Genomic DNA, 21,454 nt, shown 5'->3' with positions numbered 1-21,454 from the left:
TTTAATTTGAAATAGGGGGTATATCAATTAAAATAATATACAAATATACTGTTTTTATGGTTTCGTGCTCTTTTCTTGACGTAAAATCGATGAAATCCAGTAGTTTATCGATGAAATTGGTGTTCTATAAAATTTATTAAAAAAGTAATCAAAAATTTATAACAAAAAAAGAGCTGATAAAAACCAGCTCTTTTAAAATTAATAGATTGAAATTAATAACCCTACAAGTGTTCAAAACTACTAACTTATCTTTTACCTAAAAATAATTTTAGATGTTCCGTAATTAGTAGCGTTACTAGTTACTTGTAAAAGCATTACACCCGCCTTTACTTTAAAATCGAATGCTAGCTCATTTTTACCAGCATTTAAAGTAGTTTTTTCACTGTAAATTATTTTACCAGTCACATCAGATAAAGTTACAGTTGCTTCCTCATCATTCTCACTGAATAAAACTAAGTTTACATTTCCTTTTGATGGATTTGGGTGTGCCATAAACTGGTTCTCAAACTTTTCAATTTTATTAACCGTAAATTCTTCAACAGCTGTTTTTGTAAAACGAACGTCAGAAATTTCCAAATCTAAATCGTTTGTGTTTGCTTCAACAGGTAAAAAAGTAAATAGTAATGTGGTTAAATCATTAGCCTCTAATTTATCTTGACTCGCACTTGATGTAAAAAGATCAAAAGGAACATAATACGTTTGCTCTTCTTCAGAAAAATCTACCATGACTCTATATTGAGCTTTCCAATCTTGAATGGATGATTTAACCAAACCTAATTCCATTAATCCAGAACCTTTAGCTGTAAAAGCTACATAGTTGTAAGCAGAATAATCTGCAGAAATAGTACCAGGTAATAAAGATTTGTAAACAGTTAAGTAATCATAGTCACTTGTTGCTTTTAATTCTATATTTCTGTTTAATGTATGCTCATCATCTTGGTACACTCTATCAAAATCGTTCCAAACAAAGTATTTGTTAATTTTGGTATATCTTTTGTCAAAGTCTAAGCCCCAGTTTCCATCTGCATGATAAAAAGCATCTTCTATTTCTCCATCAACTTTAACTAGTGCATCATACTCATAACCATCAGCAATGTCTACTGATAAACTTTGTTGAATTTCAGTGCTTAAAGAATTATTTCTGTATTTAACGTTATTTGCAGTTTCAGAATACAATTCTACCATAGAAATTTCAGCAGTTTTACCTTCTTCAGTACTTCTTAATTTTACAACTAAATCTCCTTTATCTCTATAGATTTTAGAAGCATAGGTTTCAGGTATTTTTTGAACTTCTGTTTGTGTAACAGGAATAAAAGAGGTTAAATTCTCTAAAATATCCGCTACTAACTTTTGAGTATCTGCTGGTTTAGTAGCCCATACTTGAAAGTTGTATACATCATTAAACTTATTGTAAGCATTTACATACCAATTTGTTTGAATCGTGTATTGACTATCGTTATTGTTTTTAGCAGTAGCAAAAGAAATTGCATATTCTACAACACCACTTCTTTGTTTAATTCCTTGCATTAAGAAATTGTAGCCTTTGATGTTTACTTTTTGAATATTCAAAATTTCAGCCCCTCTTAAACGATCACAAGATGCTTTTGTATGATTGTATATCTTATCTGTTGTTTTAATTCCTAAAACAACACCTTTTGTTTCACCATTTAAAGAGAAATCTACAGATAATACTTCATCAGCAACTGTGTAATCTAAAATATCAGTTGGTGAGGTAACATTTGCGATGTTACCTGCAAATAATTGCGTTGGAAACATATCTAACATGGTTTGTCCTTTTCCTTGATAAGGTTGAACAGACTTCATTTTAGATTTGTTATACAAGTTAGCCTCAGATTTTACAAATTCAGTTGGAACAGAATTCTTTTTTCTACCTACATAAATTTTAGAAATTGCATCACCTAAAGATTCAGATTCTACACCACCAGCATTTCCACCAGAAGTTTCGTCAGAAGATGTTCCATAAGCAAAACCTTGATCTAAATTGTTTACGCCAGCTGGTAAAGTAATTGTGCTAGTGTTTGGGGTACCAACTCCATTTCCATCAAATGTAGGTATTAAATCTCCAATTGTTGTTCCTGTTGGCAATCCAGAAGTTACAGAACTTAAATCTACAGAAATTGTGTAAATACCAGCTGGTAAATTATCAAATAGATATTTTCCATTAGCATCTGATGTTGTTGTTACATCATCTGCAGAATTGTTAGGTGTTCCTGGATCTAAAGTTATAGTAGCACCAGCCAACCCATTTTCATTAGGATCTTTTATTCCATCTCCATCATTATCAAACCAAACTAAATCTCCGATTGAACCTAAACCAGATGAAGTTACAGTAAACGTAACATCGTCTGAAGTTGCAGCACAATCTCCATCAGCAGCAATTGTATAACGAATCACAACAGTAGTATCTGTGTTAATATCAGCTGGAGTATAGGTTGTTCCATTTATAGTTCCTCCACCAGAAACGATAGAGAACGTTCCACCAGCAGGCGAACCTGAAAGTGTTTTTGTATCACCTTCTGTTATTGAAGCTGTTGAAGTTGTATTATCAGCAACTACATCACAAACAGGAGTTACAGTAAAGGCAACATCGTCAGTTGTTGCAGCACAATCTCCATCAGCAGCAATTGTATAACGAATTACAACAGTAGTATCAATGTTGATATTAGCTGGAGTATAGGTTGTTCCAGAAATAGAACCTCCACCAGAAACGATTGACCAAGTCCCTCCATTTGGAGCACCAGTTAATGTTTTTGTTTGTCCTTCAGTGATTGAAGCTGTTGAAGTTGTATTATCAGCAACTATATCACAAACTGGAGTTACTGTAAAAGTAACATCATCAGTTGTTGAAGCACAGTCTCCATCAGCAGCAATTGTATAACGAATTACAACAGTTGTATCAGTGTTGATATCAGCTGGAGTATATGTTGTTCCATTGATAGTTCCACCTCCAGAAACGATTGACCAAGTCCCTCCATTTGGAGCACCAGTTAATGTTTTTGTTTGTCCTTCTGTAATTGAAGCTGTTGAAGTTGTATTATCAGCAACTACATCACAAACTGGCGTTACTGTAAAAGTAACATCGTCTGATGTTGCAGGGCAATCTCCATCAGCAGCAATTGTATATCTAATTACGATTGTTGTATTTGTGTTGATATCATCTGGAGTATAGGTTGTTCCAGAAATAGTTCCTCCACCAGAAACGATTGACCAAGTTCCTCCATTTGGAGCACCAGTTAATGTTTTTGTTTGACCTTCAGTAATTGAAGCAGTAGAAGTTGTATTATCAGCAACTACATCACAAACTGGCGTTACTGTAAAAGTAACATCGTCTGATGTTGCAGGGCAATCTCCATCAGCAGCAATTGTATATCTAATTACGATTGTTGTATCTGTATTAATATCAGCTGGAGTATATTTTGTTCCATTGATAGTTCCTCCACCAGAAACGATTGACCAAGTTCCGCCATTTGGAGCACCAGTTAATGTTTTAGTTTCACCTTCGTTGATTGAAACATTTGAAGTTGTATTATCAGCAACCACATCACAAACAGGCGTTACAGTAAACGTAACATCATCAGTTGTTGCAGCACAATCTCCATCTGCAGCTATTGTATAACGAATTACGACAGTTGTGTTTGTGTTGATATCATCTGGAGTATACGTTGTTCCAGAAATAGTTCCTCCACCAGAAACGATAGAGAATGTTCCACCAGCAGGCGAACCTGATAAAGTTTTTGTTTCTCCTTCAGTAATTGAAGCAGTTGAAGTTGTATTGTCAGCAACTACATCACAAACTGGAGTTACAGTAAAAGTAACATCGTCTGTTGTTGCAGCACAATCACCATCAGCAGCAATTGTATAACGAATTACAACAGTAGTATCAGTATTGATATTAGCTGGAGTATATGTTGTTCCATTGATAGTTCCTCCACCAGAAACGATAGAGAATGTTCCACCAGCAGGCGAACCTGATAAAGTTTTTGTTTCTCCTTCAGTAATTGAAGCAGTTGAAGTTGTATTGTCAGCAACTACATCACAAACTGGAGTTACAGTAAAAGTAACATCGTCTGTTGTTGCAGCACAATCACCATCAGCAGCAATTGTATAACGAATTACAACAGTAGTATCAGTATTGATATTAGCTGGAGTATATGTTGTTCCATTGATAGTTCCACCTCCAGAAACAATAGAGAATGTTCCTCCATTTGGAGCACCTGTTAATGTTTTAGTTTCTCCTTCAGTAATTGAAGCTGTTGAAGTTGTATTATCAGCAACTACATCACAAACAGGAGTTACAGTAAATGTAACGTCATCAGTTGTAGCAGCACAATCTCCATCTGCAGCAATTGTATATCTAATTACGATTGTTGTATCAGTGTTGATGTTGTCTGGAGTATATGTTGTTCCAGAAATAGAACCACCACCAGAAACGATTGACCAAGTTCCTCCATTTGGAGCACCTGTTAACGTTTTAGTTTCTCCTTCTGTTATTGAAGCTGTTGATGTTGTATTGTCAGCAACTACATTACAAACTGGAGTTACAGTAAACGTAACATCCTCAGTGGTTGCAGCACAATCTCCATCTGCAGCAATTGAATATCGAATTACAACTATTGTATCAGTGTTGATATCAGCTGGAGTATATGTTGTTCCAGAGATAGTTCCTCCACCAGAAACGATTGACCAAGTTCCTCCATTTGGAGCCCCAGTTAATGTTTTAGTTTCATTTTCAGTTATTGAAGCTGTTGATGTTGTATTATCAGCAACTACATCACAAACAGGAGTTACAGTAAATGTAACATCGTCAGTTGTTGCAGCACAATCTCCATTAGCAGCAATTGTATAACGAATTACAACTGTAGTATCAGTGTTGATATCATCTGGAGTATATGTTGTTCCATTGATAGTTCCTCCACCAGAAACGATTGACCAAGTTCCTCCATTTGGAGCACCAGTTAAAGTTTTTGTTTGTCCTTCAGTAATTGAAGCTGTTGATGTTGTATTATCAGCAACTACATCACAAATAGGAGTTACAGTAAAAGTAACATCGTCAGTTGTAGCAGCACAATCTCCATCAGCAGCAATTGTGTAACGAATTACAACAGTTGTAGCAGTGTTGATGTTATCTGGAGTATATGTTGTTCCAGAAATAGAACCTCCACCAGAAACGATTGACCAAGTTCCTCCATTTGGAGCACCAGTTAATGTTTTAGTTTCACCTTCGTTGATTGAAGCAGTTGAAGTTGTATTATCAGCAACCACATCACAAACAGGCGTTACAGTAAACGTAATATCATCAGTTGTTGCAGCACAATCTCCATCTGCAGCAATTGTATATCTAATTACGATTGTTGTATCAGTATTGATATTATCAGGAGTATAAGTTGTTCCATTGATAGTTCCTCCACCAGAAACGATAGAAAATGTTCCACCAGCAGGCGAACCTGATAAAGTTTTAGTTTGTCCTTCAGTTATTGAAGCTGTTGTAGTTGTATTATTTACTGTTAAACAAATAGGTGTAACTGTAAACGTTGCATCATCTGAAATAGCACTACAAGTTCCGTTTGCAGGAACAGTATATCTTATTTTTACAGAAGTATTTGTATTAATGTTTCCAGGTACATATTCATTTCCATTAATTGTTCCACCACCTGAAACTATAGAAAAAGTTCCACCTGCTGGAGTTGCACTTAATGTTTTTGTTTGATTTTCTGAAATTGAAGTTCCAGAAGTTGTATTGTTTACAACTACTTCAGCTGGTTCAGAAATAGTAATATCTGCACCTAAATCTCTTGGAAAATCTCCATTACCCCATCTCACCCAAACATCATATGTGCCTGGTTCTAAGTTAGAATATGTAACACTTCCTGAGGCATCTGAAACTTGGTTTTTATAAGTGCTTCCACCATCTAAACTAAATTCTATAAATGTTCTAGATGTAGTGTCATCAAAATTAAAGGTGATACTACCATCATCTAAACCAAAACAAGTAACATCTGTTTTAGAAATTGTAACAGATTGTAACACTTGTACAGAAAAAGTAACATCATCAGTTACAGCAGCACAATCTCCATCAGCAGCAATTGTATATCTTATTTTTACATTTGTATCTTCATTAATATCAGCTGGAGTATATGTTGTTCCATTGATAGTTCCTCCACCAGAAACGATTGACCAAGTTCCTCCATTTGGAGTACCCGTTAAAGTTTTAGTTTGCCCTTCAGTGATTGAAGCAGTAGAAGTTGTATTATCAGCAACTACATCACAAACAGGCGTTACAGTAAACGTAACATCATCTGAAGTTGCAGCACAATCTCCATCTGCAGCAATTGTGTAACGAATTACAACTGTAGTATCAGTATTGATATCATCTGGTGTATAAGTAGTTCCATTAATAGTTCCACCACCAGAAACGATTGACCAAGTTCCTGCTTCACAACTGGTAGGTCCTTCGTGAATGGTTCCATTATTTGCAAATGAACCTGTAAAGCCAGTTGTATTTGTTTTCCAATAGTGACCACCATTATCTATACTCACAGATCCAAAAATGTTAACAGAACCACAAACAATCAAGTGAGCTCCACTTCTAACAGTAATAGTTCCATTATAAAATCCGTTTCCAATAATTCGTAAAACTTGACCAGCTTGCAAGTCTCTTGCAGGTTGTGGATTTTGTCCTTGTGTATTCCCATCAACATTTACTAAAATTGTAGCATCTGGTGCTGAATCTGGAGTGCCTGTTAAAGTTTTTGTTTCATTTTCAGTAATGCTTGCAGTTGAAGTTGTGTTATCAGCAACCACATCACAAACTGGTGTCACTGCAAAAGTAACGTCGTCAGTAGTAGCAGCACAAGAACCATCAGCAGCAATTGTATATCTAATTGTTACATTAGTACTAGTATTAATATTATCTGGAGTATATGTTGTACCATTGATTGAACCACCACCAGAAACGATTGACCAAGTTCCACCAGTTGGGTTTCCTGTTAATGTTTTTGTTTGTCCTTCGTTTATAGATGCAGAACTGGTATTATTTTCAGCAGTTGTACATATAGTAACAGTAAAGGTTCTTTCTTCTAAACAAGAATTGTTTAGGGCTCTAATTTGAACCTTATAATCTCCTGCACTTGATGCGTTTGCATTGTTTAATGTAAATGAATTAGTTGTAGATAAAACCGTATTTGGATTTGAAGTTTTAAACCACTTATATGTTAAACTACTTGTGGTTGTTGTACCTGAATTATAATTTGGAGTTCCATTGTTAAAAACAGTTGTTTTTTTTGCAGAAGCTCCTATAGTAAACGTTTTGTTAGCTCCATTAGCAACATTTGAATTTTGTGGAGCTGTATTTATAGTAATTTTTTCTGCAGTTACAACAGCAGATGAAGTATTTTGACCTGTTGTAGTTCCTAAACCATTAGGGATACCATTGCTATTAGAAGAGGTTCCTAAATTTTTAGAACTACCTCCATTACTACCACCATTTAAAGTAGCAGATGCAGTTAAATTATTTGCAGCTTCAGTTGCATCAGGACAACCATCGTTGTCTGAATCTGTATCTAAGCTGTCAATAATACCATCATTATCTGTGTCAGTTTCTGAACAAAATGTACCATTTACCATTTTGTATCTTATTGAAGAGCCTTCCTGATGCTGAATAGATACTTTAATTCTTTTTATTAAAACACCTGTAAAATCAAAAGTTACTGCTCCAAGATTGTCAGTAGTTTCAGAATCACCATCTACATTGTTATTAGTATCTGGTTCTATAAAATTATTTCCACTTTGATTTATTTGTGAACCAACAGAAGTTACATAAGTACTGCCAGCAAGAGAAATTAAATTATTGTTTGCATCATAAGCTTCTACACTAAGAATTTCACGCTGATCAAAATCTGATAATTTAAATTTTGCACCAGATATAGCGTATGAAAAAACGATGTCAATTGAACCAGTATCTCCACTACCACCACTAAATTTAAAAACGGGTCCATGCTCATTAGTACCATTTAGGTTTTCAGAAGTAATACTATTTCCATTTTCAGTAAATGTTGCAGTATAATTTAAACCTGATAAAGTTGTTGGGTACGTTCCATTATCTCCACTACCTAAAGATCCAAATCCAAAATTACCTGCTATATTTAAATTATTGTTACTTGAATTACAAGTTCCACTTTCGTCAGTATCAAGAATACCATCATTATCATCATCTAAATCACAAATATCAGAAACACCATCCAAATCTGTATCTAAATTGCCTGAAGCAATAGCGTCACAAGGATCTACGTTTGGTGTAGTATTTATTGCTAGTGTAATTGCAACCCATTTCTCATCATCATCAGTACTCCAAGAAGAAGGATTTACGACTCCTGCTGTTGCTATTTTTTGATCAGCAATTCCCATAGAGTGTTTGTCACTTTCAATATCAATCCTTTCAGAAGTTCCAGAAGGATTTGACATGGGTTTTTGATCTTTATCGATCGCAATCATATTTACAACGATTGTGTTATTTGTAACAGTGGTTACTGAAGGTGGATTAGGATTATCTGAATCACCAGTAGTTATATTGGATGCCTCTATAGGTGTAGTTGTATTAACACCTGAATATCTTAGAATAGCAGCACACATTCTTTTTTTACCAGAAGAAATGTCGAAACTATAACTATTAGGTTCTGAATTACTAGCGAGTCTAGAAAAAACATAGATTGATGTTTTATCATTTTCTCCACCTCTTACAAGAGTCCAACCTGTTGGTGTATCTATTGTTTTATCATCATCCGTAGAAACTGAAGCAATTAATAAGTCGTTTACTGAACCACTTGGAACATTAACGCTAATAGTTGATACACTATTGTCTGAACAATTGTTGTTAGAACCAACAAAATTTCCTTGAAAAGGTAAAGCACTTGAAACAGTTTTTTCTGTTTTAAGTGTTGCGTTTGTTTTAGATTCCCAAATTGATGAATCATTAAAGTTTTGAATGTTTTTCCAATTTAGCTCGTAAAGTTCATAAAAAGATACATTCGAGTTTTTGAAGCTTTGTTCAAAAGAATTCGTTGCTAGATTATTGAAACTAGCATGTAAGGGGTAAGTAATTGCTATTTGTAATAGTATTACTAGCTGTAATAGGTGTGTAATTTTTTTTCTCATGATTGGAAAAATTATATTTAGGGTTATAACTTTCGTTCTCCTTTAAACAAGACTTAGGGCTTTTGGATTTAGGGCATTATTTAAGTTTAAATCCAATCTATAAGTAGCACACAAATTGTTTTTTTAACAATAATTTGTGCAATCAAACTGTCCTAAATGTTTTTTCTGGAAAATACTTAGTCAGTAAGTTTCGATAAAAATTTTAGATTTTTTCTAACTGAAAGATTAGGGAAATTTTGGGGTATCATAATTGAAAAGTTTTTATAGGGTTTATAACTTTATAATTTAAGTTCAAAATTAATTGAATTTTGAACTAAGGGGTTTGTTTTGTTTCGATAAATTTTTTTTTAATCAATTTTTAGAAAGTTTATTAGGGTTTAAATTTTTCTTATCTAATTAAAATTGAATAATATACAAAGATAATAAAATTTAATTAATATGAATATTTAATTTATTTTAATCTAAAGTTTTTGGAATATAGTTGATGTAATTTTTCATGGATCTTTAATTTTTATTATTTTGTTATAGAGTTAGCTTCATCCGCAGTTGTATTATCTTTATGAGCATTAGGGATGCAGTTTGCAGATTTTACTTTTTAATTTCTGCAGATGAAGTATCTCTTATTTATGTGATATTTTATAGTTTAAAAAAGTAGAGTGTTCTTCATCTGTAGGTGTATTTTTTTTAATAATATTAGGGATATGATTAAAATAATTTACATCTTTTTTGATGGCTACAGATGAAGTATCACTCTTAATTTTAAGTTGTTTATGTTTTAAAACGTATTTAATTTTTACATTTTTTTTAGGTGCTGCTTTTCGTAAATCGTCTTTTAAATTTAGTGCTGTTAGCTCTATACTTTTTGATGATATAGTGATGTAATCATTGGTTGTTTTATAAAGAGGAAAAGAATTATCAAAAGTAAAACTAGTGGAATATTTTATGTTGTTTACGATTACATTATCAATCTTTTGATAATTGGTAATAGTTGTTTTATAGCTACTGAAAACAGTTTTGAAGTTACCTAGTTTTCGGTTAAAAAAACTTTTAAATTCAATATTTGTGTGGTTGTTTTTTGCAAACAGAGTAGTGGTATCAATCTTAAAATTTAAATACTGTGTATAAGATTTAGATGATAAGGTATCACATTTTAATAAAAACACTTTTTTATTTGATTCCATAACTTGGGGGTTAGAATGAATTCTTTAAAATAATTATAGTTTAATTTTTAATAATAAAAAAAACTAATATCGGAAAAGGTGTATTTCTGAATGTAATTTGGAATATCCTGTTTTTTGATAGCTAAATTTGTTAGCAAAACAGTATTTAATAGTAGTAGTTTCGGTTTTGTCTAAATGACAATTTTTAATAGAGGTATTCATCTTGGGGGCTTTATTATTCGATAAATATATTATTTTTTTTTAAATAAAAAAATAAATATTCATAAAAATACTTAAAAAACAACTTTTTTATTTTTTAAAAAGATATAAACCTACAAAAGTTACAAGACCATTTAGTATTAAAAGCGCAAAACCAAAATCGAAATTAAAGAGACTTAAGCATAGGTAATTAACAAAAAATGTTACAAAAGGAGCTGCAATACAAATAAACGGAACTGCTTTATCTTTTACTTTCAATTTTGTGAACAAACCAAAAGCATATAAACCTAAAAGAGGACCATAGGTGTAATTAGCAAACGTAAATATTTTAGCAATAACACTTTCATCAGCAATAAAATATTTGAAGATTAAAATGGTTCCTATCAATATAAAGGAGAAAAGAATATGAATTCGCTTTCTTATTTTCTCTTGATTTTCTTCGGATTGTTTTTTGTCAATCTCTAAAATATCGATGCTAAAAGAGGTTGTTAAAGAAGTTAAAGCAGAATCTGCACTAGAATAGGCAGCTGCAATTAAACCTAATAAAAAGAAAATAGCAGTTGCCAAACCTAGAGTTCCTTTTGTAGCGATTATTGGGAAAAGCTCGTCTTTATGAGCGTCAATTCCGTTTTTTTGAGCATAATCTGTTAATAAAACACCCAAAGCTAAAAAGAAAAAGTTTACGATTACTAATACAATAGTGAACCAAAACATGTTTTTTTGAGCGTCTTTTAAGTTTCTACAAGTTAAGTTTTTTTGCATCATATCTTGGTCTAAACCTGTCATTACAATCGCAACAAAAGCACCCGCTAAAAAGCGTTTCCAGAAATAATCGCCTGTTTTTACATCCTCAAAAAAGAAGGTTTTAGAAAGTTCACTATCTGCAACATACCTAAAAATATTGCTGATTTGTAATTCATCAGAAATTGTATAAATACAAACTCCAACAGCAATTAGCATAAATAAAGTTTGTAAAGTATCTGTCCAAACAATCGTTTTAATGCCGCCTTTAAAAGTATATAGCCAAATTAGCAAAATTGTAATGGTTACAGTTACCCAAAAAGGAATTCCATATGCATCAAACAGTAACAATTGCAACACATTTGCTACTAAAAAAAGTCTGAAAGCAGCACCAATTGTTCTTGATAATAAAAAGAAACTTGCCCCAGTTTTGTAAGAATTATTACCAAATCTGTCTTGTAAATAGGTGTAAATTGATGTTAAATTCAGTCGATAATACAAAGGAAGCAACACCAAGCCAATTACAGCATACCCAACAATATAGCCCAAAACCATTTGCATATAACTCATGCTTTGCGCTTCTACCCAACCAGGAACAGATATAAAAGTTACGCCAGAAAGTGAGGCTCCAATCATACCAAAAGCCACTAAATACCAAGGAGATGAGTTGTTTGCTTTAAAAAAAGTTTTATTGTTTGCAGATTTTCCTGTGATGTAAGAAATAAAAATCAATACCGAAAAATAACCTAGAATTAATAAGATAATATGGATTGGTTGCATTTTGAATGTGCTTTTTTTAGGCTACGAATATAGGAATTTAAGAGGATAGAAAATAGATTTAAAAAAGAGTAAAGTTTTTGAATAGAATCAGGATAAAAATAGATTCAAGAACCAAGATGCGTATTTGTATAATGATAAGAAAAAATAATATCTATTTCTATTTTAAATAGAAATAAATATTATATGTTTTTAATTCGTGAATTCGTGGCAATAATTCAAAAAACGATTTTATAATTCAAAGCGTCTTTTCTCTATAATCTCTGTTCTTTTTTCTGATGAAAAGTAGTAATTTTGCCAACTATGGATTTTTCATCAAAAATATTAGAGAACGCTGTAAATGAAGTTTCACGTTTGCCAGGAATTGGTAAAAGAACAGCTTTGCGTTTGGTTTTACATTTATTAAAACAACCTTCAGAAAATACAAAATTTTTGTCTGAAGCATTATTACATTTAAGAAACGATATAAAAAACTGCGAAAAGTGTCATAATATTTCTGATACAGTGTTATGTAACATTTGTCAAAATCCGAAAAGAAACCCAGAAATTGTGTGTGTTGTAGAAGATATTAGAGATGTAATGGCTATTGAAAGTACGTCTCAATTTCAAGGATTGTATCATGTTTTAGGTGGAAAAATATCGCCAATTGAAGGAATTGGTCCACAAAATTTAAAGATAGATTCTTTGATAACCAAAGTAAGAAATGGAGAAATTAACGAGCTTATTTTTGCATTAAGTTCAACTATGGAAGGTGATACCACAAACTTTTACATTTACAAACAAATAGAAAAGTTCGATATAACCACATCTACAATAGCAAGAGGAATTGCAGTTGGTGATGAATTAGAATATGCAGATGAGGTTACTTTAGGAAGAAGTATTGTAAATAGAATTCCTTTTGAGCAAAGTATAAGAGGGTAAAATTTGATAATATCTTGTTAGTGATATAGTCTTTTTAAAATTTTATTACTTATATACGGATGTTAGGCACTGTTATTTTATTCAACTTGATGTTTTTCAATTAATCTATTTATTTCGTCAAAATTATTAGGATAAGCCCCAAAAGACACTTTTTCCCCAATAGTTCCGTCTGATTTTATTATTTGATGATGAGGAAAACTACTGACTCCAAAATATTTTTCAAAAAAGGCTAATTGATTTTTAGTTAGTAAATAGTGTTTTCCATTGAGGTCTAAATTATTAATTGTCTTTTTCCACTCGTCCTTTTTCATATGCACTCCATAAAAAATAAAGTTAACATTTTTTCCTTTGGTTGTTGCAATTAATTTATTGTAGTTCGGCAATTCTTTCATACAAGGAGCGCACCAAGTAGCCCAAAAATCGTGATAAATTACTTTACCTTTGGTGTCTTTATATAAATCTAATAGTTCGTTTTTCTCCTTTTCATTTATGTCATATTCTTTTATTAAATCCTCAATTGATTTGTTTTCTGCTTCTTGTTTTTTTAATAGTTGAGAAATATAAACGGGTTTGGTATAAAGATTTAAAGAGTCAAAATATGTTTTAGGTATTTCTTTTTCTGTGTATTTTGATAGCCTAATTTCGTTTTTAAATAGATATGCCATCATTATTTCCCTATCTTTTCCTTGAGGAAGTTTTTTAAGTATTTCAAGCTTTAAAAAATATGGTGTAGGCCAGAGCTTTTTTAATTTTTCCCTTTTTAGTTTATATTTATTACACCAATTACCTATTAGATTATAGCTTCCTGTTAAAGATTCTAAATAATCTAAATATACTTTGTAGATTATTTCGTTATTGGGATTTAATCCTTCATCATTTATAAAACTGAAGTATTCATTTTCATCATCTAAATCTCGGTCACTTTTACCCATAAAAGGGTATAGGTTTAAGTCATAACCTGTCTTATATTTGATTTGTGATTTGCCCCAATCAATGAAAACTTTGTCTTTAATTTTTTCGTCAAACACATATTTATTAAAAACCTTTAACTGATTAGCCATTTCTGACATTCGTTTGTTTTTGTAGAGAATATTGTTTAATGTACTGTCTTTAACAAAAGCATTTGTTGATTGTTTGATTAAGCTGTCTATAAAAGATGCATTAGCTAAAATTAAATTGTTAGTGGTTTTATTTGTTCCGCTTATTTTATGATTTTTGAATTTAGACCAATTCAATAATTCATTAATATTTAATTCCACTAATATTTCTTCATTTGGGCTCACAATCAATGAAAATGTCCTACTGTCATAATCAAAAATTATTTCTTTTTTATTTTGGTTTAAAAACACATAATTTACAGTTCCGTCATCAGAAATTTTTAATTGCTCTTTTATCGGTTCTAAGGTAGTAATAATTTGTATATCAATATATCTTTTATGTTCACTTGGATTATAACCTTTTATACTCAAAATAATCTTTGTTGGACTAGAAGTAACTTGTGTAGATTTTCCGCTTTTTGTATAATCGGTTGTCTTTTTTTCATTGCAAGAAATCAGAAGTGTTAATGTAAGTAAAAAGTAAAATATTTTTCTCATAGTTTATTTTTAATGGTGCCTAACGTTTTTATATACGGTGTTGGCAACCGTTTTTTTCTAATTCTAATTGAAATCAATTCTTTAAAAATAAAAAACTGACACTTTCGCATCAGTCTAAAAAACTTTCTACTTTTCAGCAGAAATCGAAATGATTGCTGGAATCTCTATCGATAGTTTTTTATATCCGAAAACACAAAGTGTCAGACAAATCACTATAGTAGTTATACAGATAACCACCATAGATTTTATGTTTTTAGACATAAATTAATTTGTTTTGGAATTAATACTACATTGTGTTAGATGTAATAATAGTTTAGATAGAGGCTACATTAATCTAATTCAAGAAGCACTTATAGAATGTATCTGATTACTCGCAACACTTTATTTTTGAGTTAACAGTCAGGTAGCACAGTCTATAATTATTTTCAATATTTTAAAGAACTTATTTTGTAATATAGTAATACAATTGTAATTCAGATTAATTATTTCTCAAGAATAAATGTTATTGAATACATATAGCTCGCATCTGCTGGTTTTATAATCGGAATTGTATTTCTAATTATATATCCGTCTTCAAGATATTCATTTAATTTTGGATATTCATTTTCAATAAATTTGTTTCCATCATCAATTATGTTCGTGTGACTTGTAATCGTAATAACTTTTTGCATAATATTTATTTTTAATTATATGTTTTGTTTTTCAGAGAGTAATTGGTCAAATGGTTGCCAACTCCTTAATATAGTAACTTTTATTACGCATATCCCGCAAATTTAACAGGATATCATAATTTAAAAACTACTGGTATTTTGTAAAGATAACTTATTTGTAAAATAGTTTTATTTAAAATGTAAAATTTACAAAAGCTGGTTGATGGCTATTAGTCTAATTTTATTATCCATTTAAAATATCTATAAATGTTAGTTTTTTTTAATCTAAACTTTAATCGTCAAAATAGGTCTTAATGCTTTTTTTGATAAAGATTTAGTAACACTAGCTGAAAATAAGTGCGATAAACCTGTTCTTCCACTTGTACTTAAAGCAATTAAGTCTGCATCAATATTATTGGCAAAGTTTAAAATTCCCTTTTCAATTAATGCATCATTATATATATTGATGGAATATTTGGGTAAATCAAAGCCTTCAATAAAAGTTTCTATTTTTTCAGTTGCTTCTTGCGTGCTTTCAAATTTTGAAGGTGTATTTACTTTTAGTAGATGTATTTTGCTATCAAAATGATTTGCAAACTCTAAAAATTTCCTAAAAACTTCTTTTTTATCTTCATTTTTAAAGCTAGAGGCAAATATCAAATTTTTCATTCTAAATTTTTCACTGTCTTTTTTCACCACAATTACTGGTACTTTAGCTGTCCTTACTACTTTTTCTGTGTTAGAGCCAATAATAATTTCCTCAAACTCAGATTGCCCTTTATAACCCATTACAATTAAATCAGCATTAATTTTATCAGCATATTTTAAAATACCTTCATAAGGAGTTTGCAGTTTTATAGCATAATGTACCTGAGTGTTTTTACTAAAAAAACTATTTTTAAATTCTAAAATACGTTCTCTTATCTTTCTTAAATACAACATGCTTTCAGGAATACTAAAACTACTTGCAGGGCCCATATCTACAACACCTGTTGGCAGTTCTATAATGTGTAAAAGATACACAATACTGTTAGATTTCTTGGCAATTCTTGCTGCCATTTTAGAGGCAAATTCAGATTTTTTTGAAAAATCAATAGGAACTAAAATATTTTTCATGATTGTAGAATTTTCTGGTTTAAATTGATATAATTAAAGTTACAAAAAAAAATGAATATAATTACGTTTGATAAATAGCAAAGTATTCGTATATTTGCACCGAATTTAGCAGTAATTTGATAAATGAGGGGACTTAAAGTCCCCTCTTTTTATACTCAGAAGCAATGTTTTTTGAGAAAATTATAAGATTTTAGCATGAATCAAACCAAGGTAAAGGATTTAGTAGAAGAGGCTTTAGCGCTGAATGAAACGTTGTTTTTGATAGATTTATCTATATCAGCAAACAACAAAATTCAAATAACTGTAGATGGTGATAATGGCGTTCCTTTAAGTGAATGTATTAGAATCAGCAGAAATGTTGAAAATAGTTTAGATAGGGAAGAAGAAGATTTTTCTTTAGAGGTTTCTACTCCAGATATTTCTCATCCGTTAAAAGATAAGAGGCAGTATGTTAAAAATATCAACAGAATATTAAAAGTAAAAACTGCAGAAGAAGAAATAGAAGGTACTTTAGTAGAAGCAGATAAAGATAAAATTGTTTTAAACTGGAAAGCTAGAGAGCCAAAACCAATAGGTAAAGGAAAAGTTACTGTAACAAAAACAGCAACTATAGACTATAAAGATATTAAAGAGGCAAAAGTGAAGATTGTATTTTAAGTAAAGATGTAATGGAAAATATAGCGTTAATTGATTCGTTTTCAGAATTTAAAGATAATAAAAGTATAGACAGAGTAACATTAATGTCTATTTTAGAAGAAGTATTTAGAGCTGCCTTAAAACGTAAGTTTGGTTCAGATGATAATTTTGATATCATTATAAACCCAGACAAAGGAGATTTAGAGATTTGGAGAAATAGAGTTGTGGTTGCAGATGGTTTTTCTGAAGACGATAATGAAGAAATTGAATTAACGGAAGCAAGAAAAATTGAACCTGATTTTGAAATTGGTGAAGATGTTTCTGAAGAAGTAAAACTAATTGATTTAGGTAGAAGAGCTATTTTAGCATTACGTCAAAATTTAATATCTAAAATATACGAGCACGATAGCACAAACATCTTTAAACATTTTAAAGATTTAGAAGGTGAATTGTACTCAGCAGAAGTGCATCACATTCGTCACAATGCAATTATTTTGTTAGATGATGAAGGTAATGAAATCGTTTTGCCAAAAAGTGAGCAAATTCGTTCAGATTTCTTTAGAAAAGGAGATTCTGTTAGAGGTGTTATAAAAACAGTAGAATTAAGAGGAAATAAGCCAGCAATAATTTTATCTAGAACTGCACCAGCATTTTTAAATAAATTATTCGAACAAGAAATTCCAGAAGTTTTCGACGGTTTAATTACGGTTGAAGGTGTTGCAAGAATTCCTGGCGAAAAAGCAAAAGTAGCTGTAGATTCTTATGATGATAGAATAGATCCTGTTGGAGCTTGTGTGGGTGTTAAAGGTTCTAGAATTCATGGCATAGTTCGTGAATTGGGTAACGAAAATATCGATGTTATCAATTATACCAAAAACGAACAATTATATATTTCAAGAGCATTAAGCCCTGCTAAGGTTACTTCAATGGAAATTGAAATGTATGAAGAAGAAAGAAATGGTAAAAAGGGACGTGTTAGTGTTTTGTTAAGACCAGAAGAAGTATCAAAAGCAATTGGTAGAGGTGGTGTTAACATACGTTTAGCAAGCGAATTAACAGGTTACGAAATTGATGTTAAGAGAGAAGGTTTAGAAGAGGAAGATGTAGAATTAACAGAATTTACCGATGAAATTGAAGACTGGGTAATTACAGAATTCAAGAAAATTGGATTAGATACTGCAAGAAGTGTATTAGAAACAAGCGTTGCAGAATTAGTAAAAAGAACTGATTTAGAAGAAGAAACTATCATGGATGTTCAGAGAATTCTTAAAGAAGAATTTGAATAATATTTATGGTTTGCATTAAAGAAGTAACGTAAAAATTTATATTTTTACAATTATAAAGTTAAAAAGAATATATGTCTGTAGGCAAAACAATGAGGCTTAATAAAGTTTTAAGAGAGTTAAACATTTCTCTTGATAGAGCAGTAGAATATTTAGCAAAGAATGGTCATGAAATAGAAGCAAGACCAACTACTAAAATTTCTGGTGATATCTATCAAGTTTTACAAGATGGCTTTGAAACTGATGCAAATAAAAAAGCTGCATCTAAAGAAGTTGGCGAAGAAAAACGTAAAGAGAAAGAGGCAATTCGTTTAGAAATAGAAGCTAAATTAGAAAAGAAAAGAACGGAAGAAGCTAAAAAAGAAGAAGTTCTTAAAGCCAAAGCAGATAAGTTAGAGTTTAAAACTGTTGGTAAAATAGATATTGATAAGGCTGGTAAAAAGCCTGTTGAGATTAAAGAAGAACCAAAGAAAGAAGAAGTAAAAGAAACTCCTAAAGAAGTTGCTACTACGAAACCTGAAGTTGAAGAAACGAAAGTTGAAACTAAAACAGAAGCTCCTAAAGTTACTGCACCTAAAGTTGCTGAAACCAAAGAGGACAAACCTGTTATTGAAAAGCCAGCTTTAAAAGAGCCTGCTGCTGAAGCTCCAAAAGCTAAAAAATCAGTTTCAGAAATCGAAAAGATATCTTCTAAAGTAGGGGCTAAAACAGAATCTAAAAAAGATTCGAAAAAAGAAGAAATAAAAACTGAGGAAGTGACTGCAGAAAATGCAGAAGCTATCAAAACACAGTATAAAAAATTAGACGGACCTAACTTTACTGGTAAAAAAATTGATTTAAAGCAATTTGAAAGACCTAAAAAGAAAAAGCCAGAAGCTGTTAAAAAAACATCTAGTACAGATGCTAAAAAGAAACGTAAACGTATTAGCAAGCCTGGTGGAGGTGGTGTAGGAAGACCAACAGGAAACAGAGCTGGAGGTAATGCTCCTAGACCAAGAGGAACAGGACCAAGAGGAAGAAACGCAAGTAGAACTCCTATCAAAAAAGAAGAGCCTACAGAAGCAGATATCCAAAAACAAGTAAGAGAAACTCTTGAAAAATTGCAAGGGAAATCTTCTAAAGGAAAAGGTGCAAAATATCGTAGAAACAAAAGAGATGCTCGAAGAGAGCAATCAGATGCAGAACAAGAAGCACAAGCATTAGACAACAAAATCTTAAAAGTAACAGAATTCGTTACTGTAAGTGAGGTTGCTACAATGATGGATGTTCCTGTAACAAATATTATTTCTGCATGTATGTCTTTAGGAATGATGGTTACAATGAATCAACGTTTAGATGCTGAAACATTAGTGATTGTTGCTGAAGAATTTAACCACAAAGTAGAATTTGTTGGAGCAGAAGTAGAAGAATCTATAGAAGAAGTAGTTGATAAACCAGAAGATTTAATAACACGTGCACCAATTATTACTGTAATGGGTCACGTAGATCATGGTAAAACTTCGTTGTTAGATTATATTAGAAAAGCAAATGTAATTGAAGGTGAAAGTGGAGGAATTACGCAACATATTGGAGCATATTCTGTAAATGTTGGAGATCAAAAAATTGCATTTTTAGATACACCAGGTCACGAAGCCTTTACAGCAATGCGTGCAAGAGGTGCTCAAGTAACGGATTTAGTAATTATTGTAGCTGCAGCAGATGATGATGTAATGCCACAAACAAAAGAAGCTATTTCGCATGCACAAGCAGCTGGGGTTCCAATTATTTTTGCAATAAACAAGATTGATAAGCCAAATGCGAATCCAGATAATGTAAAAACACAATTATCTCAAATGAATTTGTTGATAGAAGAATGGGGAGGAAATATTCAATCTCAAGATATATCAGCAAAAATAGGAACAGGTGTTCCAGAATTATTAGAGAAAGTTTTATTAGAAGCTGAAATTTTAGAATTAAAAGCAAACCCTAATAAAAATGCTGTTGGTGCAGTTGTAGAAGCACAATTAGACAAAGGTAGAGGTTATGTAACCACTATTTTAGTACAAGCAGGTACTTTAAAAATCGGAGATTATTTATTAGCAGGGAAACATAGTGGTAAAGTAAAAGCTATGTTTGACGATAAAGGAAATAATTTACAAACAGCAGGACCATCAACTCCAGTATCTATTTTAGGTTTGGATGGTGCTCCACAAGCTGGTGATAAATTTAATGTATTTGATGATGAAAGAGAAGCGAAACAAATTGCTTCTAAACGTTCTCAATTACAAAGAGAGCAATCTGTAAGAACACAAAAAACATTAACACTTGCAGAAATTGGAAGACGTATAGCACTTGGAGATTTCAAAGAGTTAAATATCATCTTAAAAGGAGATGTAGATGGTTCTGTAGAAGCATTAACAGATTCTTTCCAGAAATTATCTACGGAAGAAATTCAAGTAAATATTTTACATAAAGGTGTTGGAGCCATTACTGAAAGTGATGTGTTATTAGCAACAGCTTCTGATGCAATTATTGTAGGATTTAACGTAAGACCTCAAGGAAATGCAAGAATGATTGCAGATAAAGAAGAAGTTGATATTAGAACATATTCTATTATTTATGATGCAATAAACGACTTGAAAGATGCCATGGAAGGAATGTTATCTCCTGAAATGAAAGAAGAAGTTACTGGTAATGTTGAAATTAGAGAGGTTTATAAAATTTCTAAAGTTGGTAACATTGCAGGTTGTATGGTAATGTCTGGTAAAATCTATAGGGATTCTAAAGTTAGAATTATTAGAGATGGTATTGTTGTTCATGATGGAGTTTTATCATCTTTAAAACGTTTTAAAGACGATGTAAAAGAAGTTGCCAAAGGTTATGATTGTGGACTTCAATTAAAGAACTACAATGATATTGAGCAAGGAGATGTTATTGAAGCGTATAAAGAAGTAGCAGTTAAAAAGAAGTTGAAATAAAACCTCTTTAATTTTATATAAAAAATACCAAAGCTAGTTTAGTTTTGGTATTTTTTTGTTTTAAAAAAGTAGATGAATTTTTACTAATACGATTTGAAAACAAATAATTCGCATATTTTAAAATTCTCTTATTTATACTCTTTTAACTTTTTACCTGTGACAAACGTATCAAATTTTTGCCACGAATTCACGAATTAAAATACAACTAATCTAATCTAATATATGAAC

The 21,454-nt window shown here is 31.4% G+C and carries 10 protein-coding genes; 4 read left to right on the top strand and 6 right to left on the bottom strand.

Translation table 11 applies throughout. The features are described from left to right. Positions 1-252: 252 nt before the first annotated feature. The 3 genes from P161_RS0100735 to P161_RS0100725 form a co-directional block, all read right to left on the bottom strand. On the bottom strand, positions 253-9,171 hold the full coding sequence (locus tag P161_RS0100735) for an SdrD B-like domain-containing protein (protein WP_026775191.1): 8,919 nt from the start codon (positions 9,169-9,171) through the stop codon (positions 253-255). A gap of 620 nt (positions 9,172-9,791) precedes the next feature. Beyond that, on the bottom strand, positions 9,792-10,352 hold the full coding sequence (locus P161_RS0100730; protein WP_026775190.1) for a hypothetical protein: 561 nt from the start codon (positions 10,350-10,352) through the stop codon (positions 9,792-9,794). Between the two features lie 288 nt (positions 10,353-10,640). Next, entirely contained in the window at positions 10,641-12,071 is a 1,431-nt protein-coding gene (locus tag P161_RS0100725; RefSeq protein ID WP_026775189.1) for a sodium:solute symporter, read from the bottom strand. A gap of 300 nt (positions 12,072-12,371) precedes the next feature. Here P161_RS0100725 and recR point away from each other — a divergent pair, with 300 nt between their 5' ends. Continuing rightward, positions 12,372-12,989 (top strand): recombination mediator RecR, encoded by a 618-nt coding sequence (gene recR / locus P161_RS0100720; RefSeq protein ID WP_026775188.1) that lies wholly within the window; start codon positions 12,372-12,374, stop codon positions 12,987-12,989. Positions 12,990-13,066: 77 nt separating this feature from the next. Here the strand turns inward: recR and P161_RS0100715 are convergent, their stop codons facing one another. The 3 genes from P161_RS0100715 to P161_RS0100705 all read right to left on the bottom strand — a co-directional run bounded on the left by P161_RS0100715 (position 13,067) and on the right by P161_RS0100705 (position 16,350). Further along, positions 13,067-14,584, bottom strand: a complete 1,518-nt coding sequence (locus tag P161_RS0100715; protein ID WP_026775187.1) for a TlpA disulfide reductase family protein — start codon at positions 14,582-14,584, stop codon at positions 13,067-13,069. A gap of 482 nt (positions 14,585-15,066) precedes the next feature. Further along, entirely contained in the window at positions 15,067-15,255 is a 189-nt protein-coding gene (locus P161_RS0100710; protein WP_026775186.1) for a hypothetical protein, read from the bottom strand. A 264-nt stretch (positions 15,256-15,519) separates the two neighbouring features. Beyond that, positions 15,520-16,350 carry a universal stress protein gene (locus tag P161_RS0100705; RefSeq protein ID WP_026775185.1) on the bottom strand — a complete coding sequence of 277 codons (831 nt, stop codon included), beginning with the start codon at positions 16,348-16,350 and terminating at the stop codon, positions 15,520-15,522. A 195-nt stretch (positions 16,351-16,545) separates the two neighbouring features. On the opposite strand from P161_RS0100705, the gene rimP reads away from it, so the two are divergent. The 3 genes from rimP to infB all read left to right on the top strand — a co-directional run bounded on the left by rimP (position 16,546) and on the right by infB (position 21,226). Then, complete coding sequence (rimP, locus tag P161_RS0100700; RefSeq protein WP_026775184.1) at positions 16,546-17,007, top strand: ribosome assembly cofactor RimP; 462 nt, start codon at positions 16,546-16,548, stop codon at positions 17,005-17,007. An 11-nt stretch (positions 17,008-17,018) separates the two neighbouring features. Further along, positions 17,019-18,272 (top strand): transcription termination factor NusA, encoded by a 1,254-nt coding sequence (gene nusA, locus P161_RS0100695; RefSeq protein WP_026775183.1) that lies wholly within the window; start codon positions 17,019-17,021, stop codon positions 18,270-18,272. 71 nt (positions 18,273-18,343) lie between these two features. Then, entirely contained in the window at positions 18,344-21,226 is a 2,883-nt protein-coding gene (gene infB / locus P161_RS0100690) for a translation initiation factor IF-2 (RefSeq protein WP_026775182.1), read from the top strand. Positions 21,227-21,454 lie beyond the last annotated feature (228 nt).

The sequence above is a fragment of the Polaribacter sp. Hel_I_88 genome, from assembly GCF_000687935.1.
Classification (GTDB): Bacteria; Bacteroidota; Bacteroidia; order Flavobacteriales; family Flavobacteriaceae; genus Polaribacter.
The sequence above is the reverse complement of the archived record's forward strand: the minus strand, read 5'-3'. Positions and strand labels throughout refer to the sequence as shown.